The sequence below is a fragment of the Pseudomonas sp. FW300-N2A2 genome, from assembly GCF_017351735.1.
GTDB lineage: Bacteria > Pseudomonadota > Gammaproteobacteria > Pseudomonadales > Pseudomonadaceae > Aquipseudomonas > Aquipseudomonas migulae.
Genome location: NZ_JACNDU010000041.1, coordinates 13,486 through 34,395, shown reverse-complemented (window position 1 = coordinate 34,395; position 20,910 = coordinate 13,486). Strand labels below are relative to the sequence as shown.

The following is a 20,910-nucleotide window of genomic DNA, read 5'->3' as shown; positions in this document are numbered from 1 at the left end:
GTTGTTCGGGGTGCAGCAGAGGGTTTTGTGGTGTTTTGCAGATTGCTATCGCCGGCAAGCCGGCTCCTACAGGTTTCGTGTACGACGCCAATCCCCTGTGGGAGCTGGCCTGCCAGCGATGGCGGCCTGCCTGACACACCGCGCAATCCGCATCGCCAGCAAGCCGGCTCCTACAAGCGATTGCGGTTTTCGTTACGCCGGCGCTGTGGCGACGATATCGTCAATCGACGCACCCGCTTCGGCGCTGCGCAGATAGGTCTGGTACAACGCCGCATAGGCGCCACCCTGGTCGATCAATTGGCTGTGCGGCCCTTGTTCGACCAGGCGGCCATGACGGATCACTGCAATGCGGTCGGCATCGCGAATGGTTGCCAGGCGGTGGGCGATGATGATCGCGGTGCGGCCCTCGCACAGTCGGCGGAACGCGCGCTGAATGCGTCGCTCGGTGTGGATGTCGACCGCCGAAGTCGCTTCGTCCAGCACCAGCACTGCCGGGTCCGCGAGGTAGGCGCGCACCAGGCACACCAGTTGCCGCTGGCCGTGGCTCAAGTGCCCGCCCAGCGGCCCGACTTCGGTCTGGTACTGATGCGGCAGGCGTTCCAGCACTTCATCCGCGCCCAGCTCCCGGGCAGCAGCAATCAGCCGGGCATCGTCCGCTTGGGGCGCGGCGAGGCGCAGGTTGTCGAGGATGCTGCCGCTGAACAGCACGTTGTCCTGCAACACCACGCCGACGTTGCGCCGCAGTTCATGCTGGGTGAGGTCGCGGATATCAACGCCATCGAGCTTCACCGCCCCCGACTGCACCTCGTAAAAACGCGTCAGCAACTGCACCAGCGTGCTCTTGCCATGGCCTGACGGGCCGACGATCGCCAGCACTTCGCCGGCCGGAATCTGCAGGTCGAGGTTATTGATCACCGGTGAAGCGCCGCTGGCATCGTAGGCAAACCGCACCCGTTCAAAACTGACTTCGCCGCGGGCCTTGCCCAGGCGTTGCGGGGTGGTGCTGTCGCTGATCTCCGGGCGCGTGTCGAGCAGCAAAAAGATCCGCTGCGCCGAGGCCGATCCGGTGGCGTAACGCTCGAACAGGTCCGACAGTTCCTGCAACGGCCCAAGAAACAGGAACACATAAAACAGGCTTTCCGCGACCTGGCCCACGGTGACATCCGCCTGCGCCAGACCATAGGCGCCCACCAGCAACAACACCGCCATGCCGGCGGAGCTGAGCAGCGCGGTGAACGGTGCAAACCAGCTGGATCGCAGGCTGCCGCGAATCAGCGCCTGATTGAAATCATCCAGCAAGCCGCGATAGCGCCGCAGGTTGGGCGCTTGCTGGGCGCATTGTTGCAACATGCGTGCGCCGCTGACGCTCTCCACCAGATGCGCGGTGAAACGGCTGCGGTTTTCCGCGACCTTGGCCCAGTTGCGTTGGGAAATGCGTTTGAAACTCCAGGTCGCCAACACCAGCAACGGCACCGTGGCGGCGAGGCTGAGAAAGAATCGCGGGTCGATCCGCCACAACATCACCGAGGCAAGGCCACAGCGTAGCAATGCGCCCAGCAGTTCGGGTGGGCCCTGAATCAGCAGCGGTTCGAGGGCGTCGACATCGCGGTCGGCGCGAGAAATGATCCGCCCGGCCTTGGTCCGGTCGAAGTAGCTGACACTCAAGCTCTGCACATGGGCAAATACGCGCACCCGCAAGTCATTGAGTACGCGGATCGCCGCGCTGCCTGCGACAAACTGCGAGACACCGGCGAGCAGGAAACGCCCGAGCCAACTGGCCGCCAATCCGAGGCCGAGCCACAGCACCAAACGTTCGTCCAGCAACCAATGATCGTTCTGTTGAATCAGCCCACGGTCGAGCAACTCACGGACAAACCACGGCCGCAGAAACACCGTGAACACCAGCAGCAGTTCAATGCCGATGACGCCGACAATGTGCCGGCGAATCGGTTTCAGCAGCGGCAATAGCCGACTGAACATGCTGCGGTCGAGGGCCTTGCGGGCGAGCATTTCTTCGATTTCGATATCGCTCAAGGCCTTGCCGGCGATTGGGTTAGCCATGGTCGATCCCTAGCAGGTCGCGGTAGTCCGGATGGGTTTTGAGTAATGCTTCGTGGGTGCCGTTGGCGGCGATTTTGCCGTCCTGCAGCATCAGCACGCGGTCGGCCAGGAGGATGGTCGAGAGCTTGCTGGAGATCACCAGCAACGTGGTGGCCCGGCCCTGATCGCGGCGCAACTGGCGAATGTTGTTGAGTACCTGGCGTTCACTGATCGCATCCTGCGCGCTTGTGGCGTCGTCCAGGCACAGAATGTCCGGCTCGCCAAGCAGCGCGCGAGCCAGGCTCAGACGCTGGCGCTGGCCGCCGGACAAGGTCACGCCGCGATCCCCCAGCGGCGTGGCCAGGCCGTGCGGCAGGCGTTCCAGCACGTCTTCGGCGGCGGCCAGGCGCAAACCGTGACGCAGTTGTTGATCGCTGGCGTCGGGTGCGGTCAGGCGCAGGTTGGCCGCGAGGGTGTCGGAAAACAGGAAGCTTTCCTGCGGCACCACGTGCACCCGGCGCCGCAATTCGTCGAGGTTCAACTGGCGAATGTCTTGCCAGCCGGCGCTGTCCGATCCGATCAGCAGGCGCCCGGAATTGATGTCGCTGAGGCGTGGCAACAGGCTTGCCAACAGGCTTTTGCCAGTGCCGGTGGCGCCGACGAGCGCGACGATCTCGCCGGGCTGCACGGTCAGCGAGCAGTCATGAAGAATGTCCAGGCCTCCACCCGGTGCGCTGACGTTGACGTGTTCCAGTTTCAGCCCCAGCGGCGTATCGGGCAGGATTGCGTTGCCGCTGCGGATCGCCGCAGGCTCGTCCAGCAGTTGCCAGATCCTTTCGGCGCTGGAGCGTGCGTCGGCGAAGGTCTGCATCACCCGGCCAATGCCTTCGATGCGGAACACCAGGGTGGTGGCGATCAGCAGTGAGGTCACCAGTTCACCGATACCCAATTGCGCGGTGGCCACCAGGTGCGCGCCGTACACCAGAATCCACACATGCCCCAGCGCGACGACCGCTTGAGGCAACGGAATCCGCGAACTGGAATAGGCGAGGGCCTGGCGGGCGTGCTCGGCGAACACCGCCACCTGCCCGGCGAAACGCTGGATGCGGCTGTGTTCCAGACCAAACGATTTGATCACCCGCACGCCGCCGATGCCTTCGCTGAGGTCCTGATTGACCCGGTCGTAGGCCTCGCCGACGGCGCGGTCGAGGCTGACCAGACGCTCGGTCTGGCGCACGAAAATCCACAGGCCGAACACCGTCAGCAGCAGCGGCACCAACCCCAGCAGCGGGTTGTACCAGCTCAACAGGCCGACGGTGGCCAGCACCACGAGCGGGGTTTCCACCACCTGGCGCCAGAAACTGATCAGCGCATCGCGCACCTTGTCGGCATCGCGGGTGGTGCGGGTGATCATTTCGCCCATGCCGTGCTGCCAGTGATAACCCAGGTGCAGGGTTTGCACCTGCTGCAGGATGCGCTCGCGCAGGCGCGTCAGCAGTTCCTGGCTGAGCACCAGCGACAGTACGCTGGCGGCGTATTGCAACACGCCACGGCCGAACGCCACGGCGAGCATAAGCCACAACCAGTACCAGCCGAGGCTGGCGTCGAGACTGCCATCGGCTTGCCGGACAACCGCGCGGCCGGCGCTGACGTCGTTGACGGCGTGGCCGATCAGCCATTGCTGCCAGACCAGCCCGAGGTTCACCGCGATGTACAGCGCCGCCACCAGGGCGAAGCGCCAGGGCATCTCCCGGTAAATCGCCAGGCTGCGCAAGAGAGGATGTTTTTCGATCATGAAAAAGCTCTGTGTGGTGTGCGGACACGATCAGGTTGTCGGCGATGGGGCCTTTGAATTTGCATCGATTTCGAGGACGCCATCGCCGGCAAGCCAGCTCCTACAGGGTTTCGTATTTATTCAGGTGGAACGCCGAACCTGTAGGAGCCGGCTTGCCGGCGATGGGGCCTTTGGATGTTGCATCGATTTCGAGGACGCCATCGCCGGCAAGCCAGCTCCTACAGGGTTTCGCATTTGTTCAGGTGGAACGCCGCCCCTGTAGGAGCCGGCTTGCTGGCGATGGGGCCTTTGGATTTGCATCGATTTCGAGGGCGCCTTCGCGGGCAAGCCTCGCTCCTACAAGGGGAGGCGGTGTCTGGGGGATCAGCGTCCAAGGGTAGTCGCGCCCTGTTTTTCCTTGGCGTTGAGGATTGCGGTGTATTCGCCGGGATCGACGCCGTTGAGGTAGTAGTTGCCGACGTGGTGCAGGCGCCAGCGGATCGGGTCGTGGGTGGTGTGGACCCTTGCATTGCGCCAGAAACGGTCGAGGTTCCATTTGCTCAGCGAGGAACTGGCGCCAAGCAGGGAGAAAATGTCGCTGGAGATTTTCAGCGACGCCGCGTCGGAGTGGGCGCGGGCGGTGGCCACCGACAGAATCAGCTCGTCCTGCAGTTCCTTGTTGTCCGGGTCCAGTTCGTGCTGATCGAACACCCGCGCCGCGTCGCGCAGCAGCGATTGCGCGCCGCGCAGGGCCACGGCGTATTCGCCGATCTGCTTGATGATGTGCGGTTCCTGATTGGCGTGATCGACGCCGCTTTCCACCCACGGCCGCGCATTGTGATTCAGGTAGTCCACCGCAGCCGACAGCGCACCTTCGGCAATGCCGGTGTCGATGGCCGCGTGGAGAATCTGCGGGAAGGTCAGCCCGGTGCGTTTCATAGGCCCTTTGCGCTGGGAGACGAAGCCTTCGTCGAGTTCGATGTTGTCGAAAATCACTGTGCCGCTGACCGAGTTTTTCTGGCCGAACGCTTCCCAGTCATCCACCAGCGTCAGGCCCGGTGTGTTGCGATTGAGCAGCACCCCGGCACCGCCGTCATCACTGGCGGCGGTCAGGGAAATCCACTCGGCCAGGTAAGAGCCGGTGGAGTAAAACTTGCTGCCATTGAGGATCAACTTGCCGTCGGCTCGGCGTTCGACGCGGGTCTTGAGGGCGAATTTGTTCTTGCCGCCGACTTCCGCCAGGGCATTGCCGAAGCGCTTGCCGGCTAATACATCGCGAACCAGTCGGTCGCGAATCTCGTCGGAGTATCCGGTAAAAATCCCTCGCAGCATGACGTTGTGGATTTGCAGCAACTGACCGACGCCGCCGTCGGCGACTGAAATGATTCGCACGGTTTCGACGATGGTTTCCACCGAAGCGCCGAGGCCGCCAAACGCCTTGGGCACGCCAATGGCGGTCAAGCCGCTCTCCGACAACAGTTGCGCCTGACGCCGTGGCAGTTGGCCGTTTTGACTGGCGTCGGCGGCAATTTCGGCAATCTCCCGGGCGATGTCCCTGGCCACGGCGATGGCTTGAGCCTCGCTGTCCAGCAGGCGGATCGGCGCCTGTTCTTGTATCAGTTGTCCGGCGGGGTTGTGTTCGACCTTGCTCATTGCTGTACCTCTGATCATTGATCTGATGATGGCCATGAAACCTTGTAGGAGCCGGCTTGCTGCGGGCGGCGTTCCGGCGATGGCGGCGGATCAAACAACATGGATGTCACCTGATGCACCGCCATCGCCGGCAAGCCGGCTCCTACAAAGGGATCGGTGTTTCACGGGCGTTGAAGGGCCTTGAGCAAGTTCTGCGCCAAGGGCTGGAATGCCCGCCCGGCAAGGGGTTGGGCGGGGTGGTGTTGCTGGGGAAGCAATGCCGGGGAGGCGACTGCTCGGCCAGCAGCAGTCGCCGCGCAATGCTGCTGGCAGGCCAGCAATCAGTGTCGGTTGTTTGCTCGGTGTCAGGCGCAAAGCCCCGTAAACCGGGCGTTTCAGCTCTTGGCACGGGCGCTGCAATAGCTCCGGCAACAGACACTTGCCCAACCACGGAGCTGCCCATGACGCTTGCTGCCAAACAATCCCGACCCGCTGCCCCGGCTGAACTGGAGCAGATCTGGTTCACCCGTTGCCCGGTGCCGACCGCTTCCGGCATCGCCTACAAACTCGGCTGGCTCAGCGAAGAATTCGCCGCTGACGGCCTGCCGGTGTCGACCTTGCAGGAGGCCCGGCAACTGGGGCATCACCACTACGATCACGAGTTGCCGGGCCTGTTTCGTGAAGGCGGCAACGTACCGGCCCTGGCGGCACGCGCCGCTGGTGCGCCGAGTCGCCTGATCGGCCTGACCTGGATCGAAGAGTGGCAAACCATCCTGGTTCGCCCGGACTCCGGCATTCGTCGTCCGCAAGACCTCAAAGGCAAGCGTCTGGCGCTGCCGGCCTGGGGTGAAACCCGCCCCGGCAGCATCGCTCGGGCCATGAGCCTGCACGGCTACAAAGGCGCGTTGAGTCTGGCGGGGCTGGGCTTCGATGACGTCGAACTGGTGGAAGTGGCGCTGCAAAACCAGGAGCAGGCGGCGAATCCTCAGGAAGGTTTACAGCGCCTCTGGTCGGGCCTCGATTACCTGGTGCGCGGTGAAGTCGACGCGGTGTACGTCAAAGGCGCGTCCGCCGCTGATGCCGCGCGGCGTCTCGGGCTGGTGGTGGGCATTGATCTCGACCTGATCGCCGAGCCGCGCTATCGCATCAACAATGGCACGCCGCGCCCGATCACGGTCCACCAGAGCCTGCTGGACAACCATTTCGACCTGGTCGTGCGCTTCCTCGCGCAAACCCTCAGCGCCGCCGATTGGGCAGCGAACAATCGTGAGGCGTTGAACGCGATTCTCGAAGAAGAAACCCGCGCCGGCAGTGCCGGTGTCGCCGAAGCCTATCGCGGTGAATTCCACACCACGCTGGCGCCGGACCTGTCGGCACAGCGTCTGGAATTTCTCGATACCCAGAAAGATTTCCTTTACCTGCACGGCTTCCTCGAACGCGATTTTTCCATCGCCGACTGGGTCGATCCGCGCCCGTTGCAAGCCGCCCATGAACTGTTGGCCAAGCGCCGCGCCTGACTCTGGAGAATTGCCATGACCGTCCTCATCAACGAACAACTGATCAGCGAAGAACTGAAGAACTTCATCGACAAGGTGCTGATCGAGGCTGAAGAAGCCTTCACCGTGTTCCGTGAAACCAACACCATCACCGCCAACGGCACCGTTGGTTTCATCGAGCGCGTACCGGGCCAGGAACTGCTGGTGTCGGTGAACTACGGCGGCCCGTGGAATTACCGCAAGCCGCTGCAAGCCACGGTCACCGACTTCGAAGGCAAGGTGATCTATGGCAAAGGCAAGGGTGGGTTGGGGCGTTACACCAAACTGTTCCAGCAACATGCCGATGTGACCACCGTGTCCCATGTGCACTCGCCGTACCTCGGCGCCTGGGCGCAAACCCACCGCACGCTGCCGTTCCACTACGTGCCGGTGCAGCGTTATCAGCTCGCCCGGGAGTTGCCGGTGTACATCGACCGTCGTCAGCCGGAAGTCGATTTCATCCTCGACAAGATTGCCGAAAACCCCTTCAACCTGGCGATTCTCGAAGCCAACGGCGGCTCCACCGTGTGGGGCAAACAGGGCCTGCGCGCCACCGCCGAATTCATCCTGTTGCTGGAGGAGGGCGCGCAACTGCAATTGCTCGCCGACGCCCTCGGCGGCTCCCGCGCCTATGGCCCTGGCGTATTGACCCAGCAATGGAAAATGAGCGGCCTGTACGACAAAGCCACCGAGCTGGGCCTGGTGCCAGCCATCGACCGTCGCAGTTAACGATTTCAGGTCCCCTTGTAGGAGCCGGCTTGCCGGCGATGGCGTCCGAAAGATCGGCGCAAGGTTCAAGGGCCCCATCGCCGGCAAGCCGGCTCCTACAAAGTTCGGCGTACTCCGATTGACCTGAACAAAACACAGACCCCCTGTAGGAGCCGGCTTGCCGGCGATGGCGTCCGAAAGATCGGCGCAAGGTTCAAGGGCCCCATCGCCGGCAAGCCGGCTCCTACAAAGGTTGGCGTACACCGATTGACCTGAGCAAAACACGGAACCCTGTAGGAGCCGGCTTGCCGGCGATGGCGTCCGAAAGATCGACGCAAGGTTCAAGGGCCTCATCGCCCGCAAGGTCGACACACATTCAAGGAACACACCCATGGCTGTAAAAATTCTCTGGTACCTCACCACCCCCGACGGGCCTTATCCGTGGGAACCCGAAGGCCGCTGGACAACCGATTTCGAACATCTGAAACAACTTGCCGTGGCCAGCGACCGTCTTGGTTACTACGGTTCGCTGCTGGGCTCCAGCCCCAACGAAAGCCTCGCTGTCTCGGCCGCGCTGATCGACGCCACGAAACGCCTGCGCTTCCTGGTCGCGCAACACCCCGGCGAACTGTCGCCAGCCGTGTTGGCCAAGTGGGCGCTGACCTTCGATCAATTCTCCAACGGCCGCCTGCTGTTCAACGTGGTCAACGGCAATGACGCCGGCCTGGCCACCCTCGGCGTGCATTACCCCCACGACGAACGTTATGACTTCAGCCTCGAATACTGGCGTGCGTTCCAGAGCTTCTACGCCGGGGACACCTCGGGGTTCGACGGCCAGTACGTCAAGCTCGCCCCCCGTTCACCGGCTGCCGCGAGTCATCCGTTGGGTGGCTGGCATCCGCCGAAGCAAAAGCCTGGCATCCCACTGTGGGGCGCGGGCACGTCGGGGCCGGGTGTCGCGCACTCGGTGCAACTGCTCGACGTCTACCTGAGCTTCGCCAACACCCCGCCGAAACTCGGCGAGAAATTCCGCAAGGTCGCAGCAGAAGCCGCGAAAATCGGCCGTGAGCTGACCTTCGGCACGCGCCTGCAAATCATCGTTCGCGAAACCGAGGAAGAGGCCTGGGCCCACGCCGAGAAACTCTTGCAACGTACCTCGCTTCAAACCGCGCGCACGGCCATCGAACGTCAATTGCCGCCCGGTGAAACCCTGGAGACCTTCCACAGCGACGATCCGCAGATCCAGCGCAACGTCGAGGCCATTCGCGCCGGCCGTTTACCCAAGGCCCGGGACCTGGAGATCTACCCGAACGTCTGGCTCGGCCCGAGCCTGTTCGGCTTCAACATCCTCGGCCCGGCAGCCGGCACTTACCTGGTAGGCAGCGCCGAGCAGGTCGCCGAGCGAATTCGCGAATACGAAGCGCAGGGCACATCGGCATTCATTCTGTCCGGTTTCCCGCTGATCGATGAAGCGCACCGGGTGGCGGATCTGCTGTTCCCGTTGCTCGATCTGGATCACGGTTTCGACGTGCCGCAATTGGGTGTCAGCACACCGGCACCACGGCGTGTAGCAGCGACCGAGCGAGTCTGAGGAGACAGCGATGAACGAATTTTCCCGTCGCCGGTTTCTCGGCAATGGCCTGGCGGTCAGTGGCGGCCTGTTGCTCGGCAGCAGCCTGCTCAGCGGATGCGACAGCGGGGCTCAGGTCAACGGTGCGGCCGTTTTGTCCAGCACCCCGGTGCGCGGCGGTCGCTTGCGGGTCGGCATCATCGATGGCGATCAGTCGGGCAACCTCGACGCGCACAAACCGGTGGGCGGCGGGATCATTCGCGGCTGGGCGCTGTACAGCAAGTTCTGGGAATGGAACACCGACGTCAGCACGCGCCTGGCCCTGGCCGAGTTTGCCGAGCCCAACGCCGATGCCAGCGCATGGACCATTCGCATCAAGCCGGGCCTGGAGTTCCATCACGGCAAGAGCATCGGCGCCGATGACATGCTGTTCTCGATCCTGCGCCTGACCGACCCGAAACTGGCATCGCCATTCGCCGGTCTGGTGGGCGCGATCGACCGCAACGCGTTGCGCAAACTGGATGCGCGCACCATCGAAATCCGCTTCAAGGAAGGCCAGAGCTTTTACCCGCTGGATGAAACCCTGATCAGTTTCGGCGGCATCGTCCCCACCGATTACGACCCCGTCAGCAACCCGGTCGGCGCCGGCCCCTACAAGCTCAAGAGTTTCATTCCCGGCCAGCGCTCGCTTTATCAGCGCTTCGAGAATTACTACAAACCCGGCCAACCCTATGCCGATGAACTGGAGATCATCGAGTTCAAGGACCAGGTGTCCCGCGCCGCCGCCCTGCGCGCCGGGCAGATTGACGTGGCCAGCGGCGTGCAAGCCGAACACAGCGCACTGCTCAAGGCCGACTCGCGGCTGAGGTTGTACGCCTCGCCGAGCACCTCGTTCACCGGGTTCAATCTGAATCTGGCGAAGCAACCGTTTCAGGATCAGCGGGTGCGCCAGGCGTTCCGCCTGCTGGCCGACCGTCGCGAGTTGGTGGACCGTGGCCTCAACGGTTTCGGGCGCATCGCCAACGACCTGTATTCGCCCCACGACCCCACCTACAACCACAGCATTGCCCAGCGTCCCTACGACCTGGAACAGGCGCGTTCGCTGTTGCGCCAGGCCGGGCAGACCGACCTGCGGGTGGAGCTGACCACCACGCCGGGGCCGGGCGTCAACGCGGCGCTGGTGTTTGCGCAACAGGCGAAAAAGGCCGGGGTCGAGATCAAGGTCACCCAGGTCGATGGCTCGGTGTTCAACGGTCCACAACGGGAAAACTGGCTGCTGTCGCCGGGCTCCACACCGGCCCGGGGTTTTCTCGCGTCGGCGCTGCACAACGATGCGCCACAGGCCATCTACAACCGCAGCAACTTCCACGATGAACGCTTCAGCGCGCTGTACCGCCAGGCGCTGGCGCAACCCGACCTTGAGCAACGCAAAGTGCTGGTGCACGAAGCGCAAGGCATTCAACACGAACGCGGTGGCTTGCTGATCTGGGGCTTCAACGATGTGCTCGACGCGGCATCGGTGCGGGTCGGCGGTTTGCAGCCTGAACAGACCACGTTTGCCTCTTGGCGTTTTGATGAATTGTGGGTGAACCATGCCTGAGCCTTCTTGCAAAGAACCCCGCACGCCAGCCTGGCTGTCGTGGTTTATCGGGCGCCTGGCTTACGGATTGCTGACGGCGTGGGTCATCAGTCTGGTGGTGTTCATCGCCACGCAGGCGCTGCCCTCGGACCCGGCCCGGGTGATTCTCGGCCCCGACGCGCCGCTGGAAAGCATCCTCACCTTGCAACGCCAGTTGGGTCTGGACCGGCCGATTCTCGAACAGTACCTGCGCTGGCTCGGGCATGCCCTGAGCGGCGAACTCGGTGTGTCGCTCGACTCCAACGCGCCGGTCGGCAGCATTCTGTTCGGCCGTTTCGGCTACACCCTGGCGCTGCTCGCCGGGGTCATTGCGGTGGTGGTGCCGGCAGCGTTGTTGCTCGGCGTTTCCCTGGCGTTGCGCCGTGACAGTCGGCTGGATCGCTGGAGCCTGTCGCTGCTGATCTTCCTTAAAGCCACGCCGGGGTTTCTGTTGGCCATCGGTCTGGTGCTGCTGTTTTCCATGCCGCACATGGACCTGCTGCCGGCGGTGTCGATCCTCGATCCGGACACGTCGCTGCTGCGCCAATTGCAGTTCCTGGTGTTGCCGGTGTTGGCCCTGAGCCTGTCGGCATTGCCGTACCTGACGCGCATGGTGCGGGCATCGATGATCGAGGCGCTGGAGTCCGACTACGTAATCGCTGCGCGCCTGCGCGGCATTCCCGAGTGGCGCATCGTCTGGCGCCACACGCTGCCCAACGCACTGATCCCGGCGATTCAAGGCGTGGCGTTGACGCTGAGAACGCTGATTGGCGGCGCGCTGTTGGCCGAGGTGATTTTCAGTTACCCCGGCATCGGCACCTCGTTGAATTCGGCGATCCAGATGCGCGACTTGCCGATGGTCCAGGCCATCGTGCTGGTGATCACCCTCGGCGTGGTGTTGATCAACCTGCTCGCGGATCTGCTGACCGTGCTGCTTACGCCGAAACTGCGCACTGCCCGCCGCGTGACCATGATTCAGCGTAACCGCCGGGGCATTCAGCCGTGGTGGCGACGTTCCCCATCCAAGGCGCCTTGAGAGGTAAAACATGACTGACTCCCGACGTTCGCGCTGGCAGGTCTGGCTGGCGGAACCGCAAACCCGCAAAGGCGCGCTGATCACTGCGCTGGTGGTGATACTGGCCTTGTCTGGCCCGTGGCTGGCGCCGCACAGCCCGACGGAAATGCTTGGTTCGGTGTACGGCGCACCGGTTGGCGCGGCGTTGCTGGGCTATGACTTTCTCGGGCACGACGTGGTGTCGCGCTTGCTCAGTGGCGGCCTCTCGGTGTTGTGGATGTCGGTGGCGGCGGCCTCGATTGCGCTGTTGACCGGTAGCACCCTGGGTTTGCTGGCGGGATTTTCCCGGCGCCGGCTCGACCAGTTGATTACCTGGCTGGCGGACGTGTCGCTGGCCTTTCCCGACCTGATTCTGGTGCTGTTGATCGTCTCCATGCTCGGCCGCGCGCCGTGGTTGATCGTGTTGACCGTGGCCATCGCCTTCACGCCCGGGGTGATCCGCCTGGCCCGTGGCAGTGCGGTGGCGGTGGCGGGGCAGGAGTTCGTCGAGGCCGCGCAGATGATGGGCTACTCGCGGCGGCGGATTCTGTTCAGGGAGATCCTGCCGAACATCCTCACGCCGCTGCTGGTGCATTTCGGCAACATGCTGACCTGGGGCGTCGGCATGCTCTCGGGCCTGAGTTTTCTCGGCTACGGCGTGGCACCGCCGACCGCCGATTGGGGGCTGATGATCAATGAAAACCAGGCCGGTTTGCTGGTGCAGCCGTGGGCGGTGCTGGCCCCGGCGATCCTGATCGGCATTTTCGCCTATGGCACCAATATCCTCGCTGAAGGCATCGGCCGCAGCAGTTCACGGATCGGAGAAAAGCAGCCATGAATGCGATTGCCGGGATCGAGTCCCGCCCGCCGGTGACCACTGCCGGGGTGTTGCAGGTGCGGGATTTGCGGGTCGAGTTGGCGGGACAGATTGACGTGCTGTCCGGGGTTTCGTTCAGCCTTGAGGCGGGCGAGATTCTGGGGTTGGTCGGCGAGTCCGGCTCCGGTAAGACGACCCTGGCCACCGCGTTGCTCGCCCATGCCCGACGCGGGGCGCGGATTGTCAGCGGGCAGGTCGAGGTGTCCGGTCATTCGCTGCTGACCCTGGAGGGCGAAGCGTTGCGCCGGGCCCGTGGCAGCCTGATCGGCTACGTCGCGCAAGACCCGGCGACGGCGCTGAATCCGGCGCTGCGCATCGGCAGTCTGCTGCGCGAAACCCTCGGTGCGCACCAGATTGAACTGGATCGTGCAGCGCAACAGCAGCGCATCGTCGATACCTTGCGTGATGTTGGCTTGCCAGATGATGCAGCGTTTTTGCGGCGCTTCCCCCATCAGCTCTCCGGTGGGCAGCAGCAACGGGTGATGCTGGCGCTGGCGTTTGTCCTGCGTCCGCAGTTGATCGTCCTCGATGAACCGACCACGGCGCTGGACGTCACCACTCAGGCGCACATCCTCGCGACCTTGCGCCGCTTGTGCAAAAGCCTCGGCGTGGCGGCGGTGTATGTGTCCCACGACCTTGCGGTGATCAAGGACCTGGTCGACCGGGTGATGGTGATGTATGCCGGGCGCATTGTTGAAGTCGCTGACCGTGAAGCGTTGTTCACGCGGCCGGCTCATCCGTACACCCGAGGCCTGCTGGCGGCGATTCCCGATGTAGCGCAGCGTCGCGATTTGCAGGCGATCCCGGGGCATGCCCCGGCACCGGGGCAGCGACCGCACGGCTGTGCTTTCGCGCCTCGGTGTTCGCGTCGCACCGCCGAGTGCTCGCAGGCTGAACCGGCCTTGCGCGACCTGTCTTCAGCGCAGCGAGTGGCGTGTCTCGATCCGTATCTTCAGGCCTTGCAGCTAGTTGCCCAGGCGCCGGTGTCGGCTGTCGATGTGCCGGTGGAGCGGGCGCCGTTGCTGGAGATCAAAGACTTGAACGTGGCCTACGATCGACAGGTATTGTTCGACGTTTCTCTGCGGGTGGCCGCCGGGGAATGCCTGGCGCTGGTGGGCGAATCCGGTTCTGGCAAGACCAGCCTGGCCCGGGCCATCGCCGGGCTCGGGGAAAACGCCGAGGGCGACTTGCACTATGCGGGTGTGCCGCTGAGCTTGTCGGCCCGCCGACGTGACGAGCGGCAACGGCATCAGATTCAGTACATTTTTCAGAACCCGTACCGGGCGCTGAACCCGCGACAGACCGTTTACCAGACCCTGAGTGCGCCACTGGAACACTTCTTCGGCATCAAGGGCAACGTTGCGCGCCAGCGCGTGGATGCGGTGCTCAAGCGGGTGTCGCTGCCGGCGTCGGTGGCCGATCTGTATCCGCACAGCCTGTCCGGCGGCGAGCGCCAGCGCGTGGCCATTGCCCGGGCGCTGGTGTGTGAGCCGAAACTGCTGATCTGCGATGAAATTACCTCGGCGCTGGACGTGTCGGTGCAGGCTTCGATCCTGGCGCTGTTGCGGCAATTGCAAATCGAAGGGCTGACCTTGTTGTTCGTCACCCATGACCTCGGCGTGGTTCGCGCGATTGCCGACCGGGTGTTGGTGCTGAAGCTGGGAAGGGTGGTGGAGCAGGGGGCGGTTGATGATGTGCTGGATCAGCCGCAGGCGGCGTATACGCGTACGTTGCTGGAGAATTCGCCGACGTTGGGCGCATAGTCTGCTCACCGGCGATTTGATGGCGAACGTTACGCAGCCATCGCTGGCAAGCCAGCTCCTACAGGGTTATGGGGTGTATGCCGAAATGCGGCTTGGCACAAACCTGTAGGAGCCGGCTTGCCGGCGATGGCGGTCAAACAGACACATTCAGAACTGAACTTTGACAACGACCATCCCGCCTGCGCACTAGCCTTGTGTTTCTCCCAACAACACAGGAGGGCAATGGAATGCCCGATCTTCCCCACGCCAACCAATTACGCGCCGGTCGTTATTCTCAAATCGGCCAGATCTACCTGCTAACGGCCGTCGTCCAGCATCGCGAGCCCTTGTTCAGCGATTGGCGGACCGGACGGTTGTTGGTACGAGAATTTCAACATGCGCACGTCGGGGATCTGGTTGAATCTCTTACCTGGGTCATCATGCCCGACCATTTCCATTGGCTGGTCGAACTCAAACAGTGCACCTTGCCAACATTGATGCGGGGCACCAAATCCCGCAGTGCACGGATGATCAATGCTCACCTCGGACGCTCCGGGCGTTTGTGGCAAAAAAACTTTCACGACCGTGCAATTCGGCGTGAAGAGGATTTACTGGCGGTGGCGCGTTATGTCATCGCCAATCCGATACGTGCTGGCCTTGTCAGGCGTGTGCACGATTACCCGCTGTGGGATGCCAAATGGCTGTAGGCGCACATTTTTCTGGTGATCGTTAAACCGCCATCGCCGGCAAGCCGGCTCCTACAAAGGCATGGTGTGCATGTTGAATTGCGGCACGACACAACCCTGTAGGAGCCGGCTTGCCGGCGATGGCGTCGGTGGAAACTACGCCACCCGCGCCTTGCGCCGCCGTGCTTCCTCGCGCACCGCCGGGATGATCCAGCGGCCGTAATCGACGGTGTCGTACAGCGGGTCATAGCCACGATTGAGGAAGGTGGTCACGCCCAGGTCGACGTAGTCGAGCAACGCCTGGGCCACGGTTTCCGGGGTGCCGACCAGGGCGGTGGTGTCGCCGTAGGCGCCGACGGCGGTGGCGGTGGGCATCCACAGGGCGCGGTCGTGGCGATCACCCTGTGCCGCAGCGGCGAGCAAGCGCTCGGAGCCGGTGCCCTTGATGCGTTTTTGCCAGGGGCTGCCGGCGGCGAACTGTGGATTGGCTTTGATCTGCTCAAGAATCTGCTCCGCCCGCTGCCACGCCAATTCTTCAGTCGCCCCCAGAATCAAGCGCACGGACAGGCTCACCCGTGGCGCCTCTACGCCCGCCGCACTTGCCGCCGCGCGCAGTTTGCCGATCTGTTCGGCGACGCCGCTCAGCGGTTCGCCCCACAGCGCATACAGGTCCGCGTGTTTCACCGCGATCTGATAGGCAATGTCCGACGACCCGCCAAAGGAAATCGGAATGTGCGGTTGCTGCAATGGCTTGACCGGCGAGAAGGCGCCCTTGATGTTGAAATACTGCCCCTCGAAGTCGAACGGTTCTTCAGCCGTCCAGGTGCGCCGGACGATCTCCAGGTATTCATCGGTGCGCTTGTAGCGTTCGGTCTTGTCCAGCAGGAAGTCGCCTTCCTGGGGTTCGGCAGTGATCCCGGTAATCGCATGCAGGCGAATCCGCCCGCCGCCGGTGGTGTGATCGAGCGTCGCGAAGGCTCGGGCAGCGGCGGTGGGGGCGTTCAATGCCGGACGATGGGCGATCATGAAACCCAGGCGCTCGGTGTGCGCCGCCGCGTAGGCCGCAATCTGCAAACTGTCCGCGCTGCCCGGGCCGCTGGCGATCAGCACCCGGTCGAAGCCTGCGTGTTCATGGGCGCGGGCGTGGTGGCGGATAAAGTCCAGATCGAAATCCGCGCTGCGAATGCCACGGGTCTCGGACCACTGGCGGGGGAAAATCATGCCGACAAATTCAATGGACATGGAACACTCCTGATAGCGATAGGTGCGGCTGCGTTAAAACTGGTACTCCACCTGGGCCAGCAACGTACGGCCAGGCATGGGTTGCAAAAAGGTATTGGTCGAGCCGGCCAGGCCGCTGACGAAGTTCAGCTCGTTGGTCAGGTTGAGCACCCGCAACGTGGTGCTCCATTGCGGCTGGCGGTAATACACCGCGAGGTCGAGGTTGTACTCGTCGGGGATTTTCACGGTCTTGCTCAGGTTCAAATACCAGCTGCTGGTCCACCAGCCGGACAGCTCGGCGCCGAAGCCCGAGTCGAAGCGATAGTCGACATAACCGCTGGCGGTGTACTCGGGAATCTGCACCGCGTCGAAGCGCCCGGACGGTCGCTGATTGAGGCTGTTGTTGTCGCCGAACACCGTGCCGTTGTCGGGTACAAACCCGGCCGAGGCGAAACCGGCCTGCGAGGCAAACTCGTTGTAGGCGCTGAGTTTTGACAGGTTGAGGCCGCTGCGCAGGTGATTGTCCGGCTGGTAGCGAAGGGTCGATTCCACGCCCTTGATCACCAGTCGGGCAATGTTGTTATTGCTGTCGGGCGATTGATCCCGCGCCTGCTTGAACGCGGCCAGGGTCATGAACAGTTCGTTGGGCACCGCTTCGACTTTCAGCCCGACTTCGTGCAACACGCTGAGGCTCTGGAAGGCCAGCGGGTTGAGCTGATTGGCACCGGCGCCGCTGCCCCAGCCGAGGCCGTTGGAGAAGAACCCGGTATTGACCGCCAATGAGCGATCGAAGGTGTAATACAGCGTGCTGTTTTCGGTCGGTTTGATGTACGGGCTGACCTGAAACGCGAACAGCCGATAATTGTCGCTGTCCTTGCGCGGATTGCCGCCGGCCAGCACGAACGGGTTCTCGATTTCCGCGTCGATCCAGCTGCGGCTGGCGCCAATGTTCAGACCGACGCTGTCACCGAATCGCAGGTTGTGCTGGCTGAACAGGGTCTTGGTGGTCCAGGTGCTTTCGGCGGTGTAGGGCGCCACCGACTCGGCGTATAAACCGTGGCCCGCCGGGTACATCGCCGGCAGATTCAGCCAGCCGTAGTAGTTGGAAAACTGCGCCACGCCGGGCTGGCCGATCCACGCGCCATTGCCGCCGGCGGGGTTGGAGCCGGTCAGGCCCAGCAAGGTGCCGGGATTCTTGCCCGACGGGTCCTGGGTCAAGTCATAGGCGTTGATGGTTGAGCCGAAGTTGTTGTTGGCGGCGATCGACTGGTTGAACTCGCGGCGGTAGATCACCCCGGTGTTGCTGTCATCGCGCAGGGTCAAGCCGCCGAGCTGCACTTCGTTGCGCGAGCGGAATTCGAAGCGGTTATCGAACAGATTGTCCTTGGACTGCACCTGGAAAGAACCGACCGCATCGGTCATGTCTTTGGAGCGCTGGTAGAAGGTGCTGTTGGCCAGGGTGATGGTCGGTGTCAGGTCGGCTTCGACCCGCAGCTGTGTGGTGAAACGCCGCGAGCTGTTTTCATCTTCATCGCGCTGGCCGGTTTGTGACGACAGGCTGGTCAGGCCATTGCCCGTCAACGTCGGGTCATACACCCAGCCGCGCAAACTGCCGGGGCTGCTTTGGGTGTTGGGCGAGGCCGTCTGGAAGCTGCCGTTGACCACGCTGTATTGACCTTGTGCGTTGCGCTGGCGTTTGACCCAGCCGAGGGTCGGCGCATCGGCTGCGCCGGACGCCAGCACCGGTGACCACAGGGTGTTGCCGTTCTGGATGATCGGCGTGGCGCGCCCGGCGTAGTACTTGCCGCTGTCCACCAGTTCCTGGTTGGCGCGGTTCCAGCCGTGGGTGATGTTGTAGTCGTAGTAATTGTCGTAGCTGGCGTTCCAGTCGACCCGCACCGTGTCGTTGCGCCAGGTGAGGGCGCCGTAGAACGCGTCGAAGTTGTTGTCGACGTTGTCGTAGAAGTCTTCCTGGCGCTGCTTGGTGATGCTCAGGCGATAGGCGAGGTTGTCAGTCAGCGGCCCGGTGTTGTCGATGCTGAATTTACTGGAATCGCGGGATTCACCGTCCGGCACCCAGGCGCCCAGTTCGCCGCTGAGTTTGGTTTTGAATTCGTTGAAATTGGGTTTCTTGCTCAGGTAATTGACGTATCCGCCACTGCCCGACACCGAACCGTAGGTCACCGAAGACGGGCCGGCGACGATGTCGGCGCCTTCGTAGGCGTTGAAGTTGGCCGGGTGGCGCACGCCGTATGCGCGTTGCCCGTCCTGGAACACTTCGGAACCCTGGGCGCGGAACTGCGGGGCGAGGCCGGCGTTCTGGCCACCGCCGCGAGTAATGCCGGGGGCGTATTTCACCAGGTCATCGGCGCTGCGGATCGAGTCGCTGGCCAGTTGCTCGGCGTTGATCTGGGTGATGGAGCGCGGCGTGTTGAGCACTTTGGTTTCGATACCGCCGTAGACCGACGTGGGTGGCCGGGTGGGCAGCGCGTCATCGTCGGACTCGCTGGCACTGGCCTGGACTGTGACGGTTTGCAGTTGGGTGTCGGCGGCGAAGGTTAGTGTCGACAGGGTAGAAACCATGACCAACGCCAGGGCGTGGCCAGAAGCGGGACGAACGAAGCCGATAGAGGGCATGAACATGTGCCTCAATAGATAAATTTATGGAATTGCCTAAACACAATTCGCCTGACACTCCACCGATTCTGTAGGAGCCAGCTTGCTGGCGATGGCGGCCGTTATGACGCCATCGCCAGCAAGCTGGCTCCTACAGGTCCGCGTGGTATCAGGTGGACCACGCCGCATGATTCGCCGGGGTGTCAGGCAGGCCGTTTCGTGTCAATCGCCAGCGCTGGTGCGGATCAGGCGGTGTCTTTCAACCAGAGCTTTTCAAACCGCCAGGTGCTGAACAGCGACTCTTCCGCCGCCGCGCCGCCTACGCGGTTGGCCACGCTGTCGAGCAGGTCGGCGTAGCCCCAGATCAGCATGCCGCCGCGTTCGTACTGGATCTGTTGAACCTGATGCACCAACGCTTTGCGTTTCTCCAGATCGGGCTGGGCCATGGCCGCCAGAAACAGCTCGCTGAACTGTGCATCCTTGAAGTGCGTCTTGTTGGCCACGGCAAACGGCGCGTCGGTGTGGATCGCACTGGCCAGGAACGGCGCGCCGATGCTGCCGCCGGTGCTCAAGGTCCAGTCGGTGCGCAGCGGTCCCTGGAACGTGGCCAGGTCCACTTGCTTGACCTTGAGCGTGACGCCAATGCGCTTGGCCTGTTCGGCCAGTACCAACGCCGACGTCAGCCCCGGCCCCGGCGTGGTCACCAGTTCCAGTTCGAGGTTTTCGTAACCCGCCTCCTTGAGCAATTGCGCCGCGCGCTGCGGATCGTGGGGACGCGGCCCGAGCGTGTGGTTGAAGGTCGGATCGCTCGGCGCATACAGGTCGTTGGCCACGCGGCCCTGACCGTTGAGCGCCCGGCGCACCAGTTCTTCGCGATCCGCCAGCAGGCGGAAGGCCTCGCGCACCCGTGGATCGTTGAACGGTGGCTTGTCGAGGTTCATGTCGAACGACAACCAGTTGCCGGTCACCGATTTCAACACCTTGAGTCGAGGGTCGTGCTGCAGCACTTCCAGCTGTTCGGTGGGCATCACGTTGGCCATGTCGATCTGCCCGGAACGCAGGGCCGCCAAGCGCGAAACCTGATCCTTGAAGTCGATGATTTCCAGTTCGTCGGCGTAGGGTTTGCCGTCCTTGTAGTAGTTCTCGAAGCGGGTGAACAGCGAGCGCTGGCCGGGGGTGAAGCTTTTCAGTTTGTAGGGGCCCGCGCCCACCGGATTGCTCACCGGGTGATAGTCCACCGGCACGATGCCGCCGAAGTTGACCCAGGTTTCCGCCAGCGGCATATAGCTGCGGCCTTCACGGAAGTTCAGGCGCACGGTGCGCGAGTCAAGCTTGACCAGGTTGTCGCGGTCCACCCAGTGCAACAGCGCGGCATAGGGCGAGGCCAATTGCGGGTCAGTGAGGCGGCGGATCGAGAAGATCAGGTCATCGGCATCGATGGTCTTGCCATGGTGGAATTCCAGCCCGGGGCGCAGGCGTAACGTCCAGCTGCTGGCGTCGGCATTCGGCTCGGCGAACTCGGCGAGGGCCAGGCGCGGCTGCATCTGTTCGTCCCATTCCCACAGCTTGCTGTACAGCGCAAAGCCCCGAACGATGCCGCTGCCGATGGGTTTGTGCGCATCGAGGTTGCCGCTCTGGTTGCCGTCGAGAATCCCCAGGCGCAGGCGCCCGCCATAACGCGGCTGATCTTCGGCAGTGGCAATCGCCGCCGCCGTTTTTTCGCCGCTCGGGCCACACCCGGCGAGCAGGCCGCCACCGAGCAGCAAACCGCCGCCGAGCAGTGCGCTGTGACCGAGAAAATCCCGGCGACTGAACAATGAATGATCCTCGCTCATGG

The 20,910-nt window shown here is 63.2% G+C and carries 14 protein-coding genes; 8 read left to right on the top strand and 6 right to left on the bottom strand.

The features are described 5' to 3' along the window. Positions 1 to 192: 192 nt before the first annotated feature. The 3 genes from J4E42_RS27490 to J4E42_RS27480 form a co-directional block, all read right to left on the bottom strand. Positions 193 to 2,061, bottom strand: coding sequence for an ABC transporter ATP-binding protein (locus J4E42_RS27490; protein WP_207286629.1), 1,869 nt, complete (start codon positions 2,059 to 2,061; stop codon positions 193 to 195). Further along, complete coding sequence (locus tag J4E42_RS27485) at positions 2,054 to 3,835, bottom strand: ABC transporter ATP-binding protein (protein WP_207286628.1); 1,782 nt, start codon at positions 3,833 to 3,835, stop codon at positions 2,054 to 2,056. Before J4E42_RS27485 ends, J4E42_RS27490 begins: the two co-directional genes overlap by 8 nt. 363 nt (positions 3,836 to 4,198) lie before the next feature. Further along, the gene (locus J4E42_RS27480) at positions 4,199 to 5,467 is read right to left on the bottom strand and encodes an acyl-CoA dehydrogenase family protein (RefSeq protein WP_207286627.1); all 1,269 of its coding nucleotides are present in this window, start codon (positions 5,465 to 5,467) and stop codon (positions 4,199 to 4,201) included. 440 nt (positions 5,468 to 5,907) lie between these two features. On the opposite strand from J4E42_RS27480, the gene J4E42_RS27475 reads away from it, so the two are divergent. The 8 genes from J4E42_RS27475 to J4E42_RS27440 all read left to right on the top strand — a co-directional run bounded on the left by J4E42_RS27475 (position 5,908) and on the right by J4E42_RS27440 (position 15,257). Beyond that, positions 5,908 to 6,963, top strand: a complete 1,056-nt coding sequence (locus J4E42_RS27475) for an ABC transporter substrate-binding protein (RefSeq protein WP_192229260.1) — start codon at positions 5,908 to 5,910, stop codon at positions 6,961 to 6,963. A gap of 15 nt (positions 6,964 to 6,978) precedes the next feature. After that, a complete protein-coding gene (locus J4E42_RS27470; RefSeq protein ID WP_207286626.1) occupies positions 6,979 to 7,710 on the top strand; it encodes a class II aldolase/adducin family protein in 732 nt (243 codons plus the stop codon). Between the two features lie 370 nt (positions 7,711 to 8,080). Further along, on the top strand, positions 8,081 to 9,280 hold the full coding sequence (locus J4E42_RS27465) for an LLM class flavin-dependent oxidoreductase (RefSeq protein ID WP_207286625.1): 1,200 nt from the start codon (positions 8,081 to 8,083) through the stop codon (positions 9,278 to 9,280). Positions 9,281 to 9,290: 10 nt separating this feature from the next. After that, complete coding sequence (locus tag J4E42_RS27460) at positions 9,291 to 10,859, top strand: ABC transporter substrate-binding protein (RefSeq protein ID WP_008042544.1); 1,569 nt, start codon at positions 9,291 to 9,293, stop codon at positions 10,857 to 10,859. Continuing rightward, positions 10,852 to 11,913 carry an ABC transporter permease gene (locus tag J4E42_RS27455; protein ID WP_207286624.1) on the top strand — a complete coding sequence of 354 codons (1,062 nt, stop codon included), beginning with the start codon at positions 10,852 to 10,854 and terminating at the stop codon, positions 11,911 to 11,913. Before J4E42_RS27460 ends, J4E42_RS27455 begins: the two co-directional genes overlap by 8 nt. A gap of 10 nt (positions 11,914 to 11,923) precedes the next feature. After that, a complete protein-coding gene (locus J4E42_RS27450; protein ID WP_207286623.1) occupies positions 11,924 to 12,769 on the top strand; it encodes an ABC transporter permease in 846 nt (281 codons plus the stop codon). Beyond that, on the top strand, positions 12,766 to 14,571 hold the full coding sequence (locus J4E42_RS27445; RefSeq protein ID WP_207286622.1) for an ABC transporter ATP-binding protein: 1,806 nt from the start codon (positions 12,766 to 12,768) through the stop codon (positions 14,569 to 14,571). The genes J4E42_RS27450 and J4E42_RS27445 overlap by 4 nt, the downstream gene beginning before the upstream one ends. Before the next feature lie 227 nt (positions 14,572 to 14,798). Beyond that, entirely contained in the window at positions 14,799 to 15,257 is a 459-nt protein-coding gene (locus J4E42_RS27440) for an REP-associated tyrosine transposase (protein ID WP_207286621.1), read from the top strand. A gap of 135 nt (positions 15,258 to 15,392) precedes the next feature. Here J4E42_RS27440 and J4E42_RS27435 read toward each other — a convergent pair whose 3' ends face one another. The 3 genes from J4E42_RS27435 to J4E42_RS27425 form a co-directional block, all read right to left on the bottom strand. After that, positions 15,393 to 16,478 (bottom strand): LLM class flavin-dependent oxidoreductase, encoded by a 1,086-nt coding sequence (locus tag J4E42_RS27435; protein ID WP_192417609.1) that lies wholly within the window; start codon positions 16,476 to 16,478, stop codon positions 15,393 to 15,395. Positions 16,479 to 16,511: 33 nt separating this feature from the next. Further along, complete coding sequence (locus tag J4E42_RS27430; RefSeq protein WP_207286630.1) at positions 16,512 to 19,094, bottom strand: TonB-dependent receptor plug domain-containing protein; 2,583 nt, start codon at positions 19,092 to 19,094, stop codon at positions 16,512 to 16,514. Between the two features lie 224 nt (positions 19,095 to 19,318). Continuing rightward, positions 19,319 to 20,908, bottom strand: coding sequence for an ABC transporter substrate-binding protein (locus tag J4E42_RS27425; protein ID WP_207286620.1), 1,590 nt, complete (start codon positions 20,906 to 20,908; stop codon positions 19,319 to 19,321). Positions 20,909 to 20,910: the final 2 nt, after the last annotated feature.

Bases quoted from the DNA above. Each gene is read 5' to 3' on its own strand.
- J4E42_RS27480 (WP_207286627.1), bottom strand. From the start codon at position 5,467: ATGAGCAAGGTCGAACACAACCCCGCCGGACAACTGATACAAGAACAG.
- J4E42_RS27485 (WP_207286628.1), bottom strand. From the start codon at position 3,835: ATGATCGAAAAACATCCTCTCTTGCGCAGCCTGGCGATTTACCGGGAG.
- J4E42_RS27445 (WP_207286622.1), top strand. From the start codon at position 12,766: ATGAATGCGATTGCCGGGATCGAGTCCCGCCCGCCGGTGACCACTGCC.
- J4E42_RS27470 (WP_207286626.1), top strand. From the start codon at position 6,979: ATGACCGTCCTCATCAACGAACAACTGATCAGCGAAGAACTGAAGAAC.
- J4E42_RS27425 (WP_207286620.1), bottom strand. From the start codon at position 20,908: ATGAGCGAGGATCATTCATTGTTCAGTCGCCGGGATTTTCTCGGTCAC.
- J4E42_RS27435 (WP_192417609.1), bottom strand. From the start codon at position 16,478: ATGTCCATTGAATTTGTCGGCATGATTTTCCCCCGCCAGTGGTCCGAG.
- J4E42_RS27455 (WP_207286624.1), top strand. From the start codon at position 10,852: ATGCCTGAGCCTTCTTGCAAAGAACCCCGCACGCCAGCCTGGCTGTCG.
- J4E42_RS27440 (WP_207286621.1), top strand. From the start codon at position 14,799: ATGCCCGATCTTCCCCACGCCAACCAATTACGCGCCGGTCGTTATTCT.
- J4E42_RS27430 (WP_207286630.1), bottom strand. From the start codon at position 19,094: ATGCCCTCTATCGGCTTCGTTCGTCCCGCTTCTGGCCACGCCCTGGCG.
- J4E42_RS27460 (WP_008042544.1), top strand. From the start codon at position 9,291: ATGAACGAATTTTCCCGTCGCCGGTTTCTCGGCAATGGCCTGGCGGTC.
- J4E42_RS27490 (WP_207286629.1), bottom strand. From the start codon at position 2,061: ATGGCTAACCCAATCGCCGGCAAGGCCTTGAGCGATATCGAAATCGAA.
- J4E42_RS27450 (WP_207286623.1), top strand. From the start codon at position 11,924: ATGACTGACTCCCGACGTTCGCGCTGGCAGGTCTGGCTGGCGGAACCG.
- J4E42_RS27475 (WP_192229260.1), top strand. From the start codon at position 5,908: ATGACGCTTGCTGCCAAACAATCCCGACCCGCTGCCCCGGCTGAACTG.
- J4E42_RS27465 (WP_207286625.1), top strand. From the start codon at position 8,081: ATGGCTGTAAAAATTCTCTGGTACCTCACCACCCCCGACGGGCCTTAT.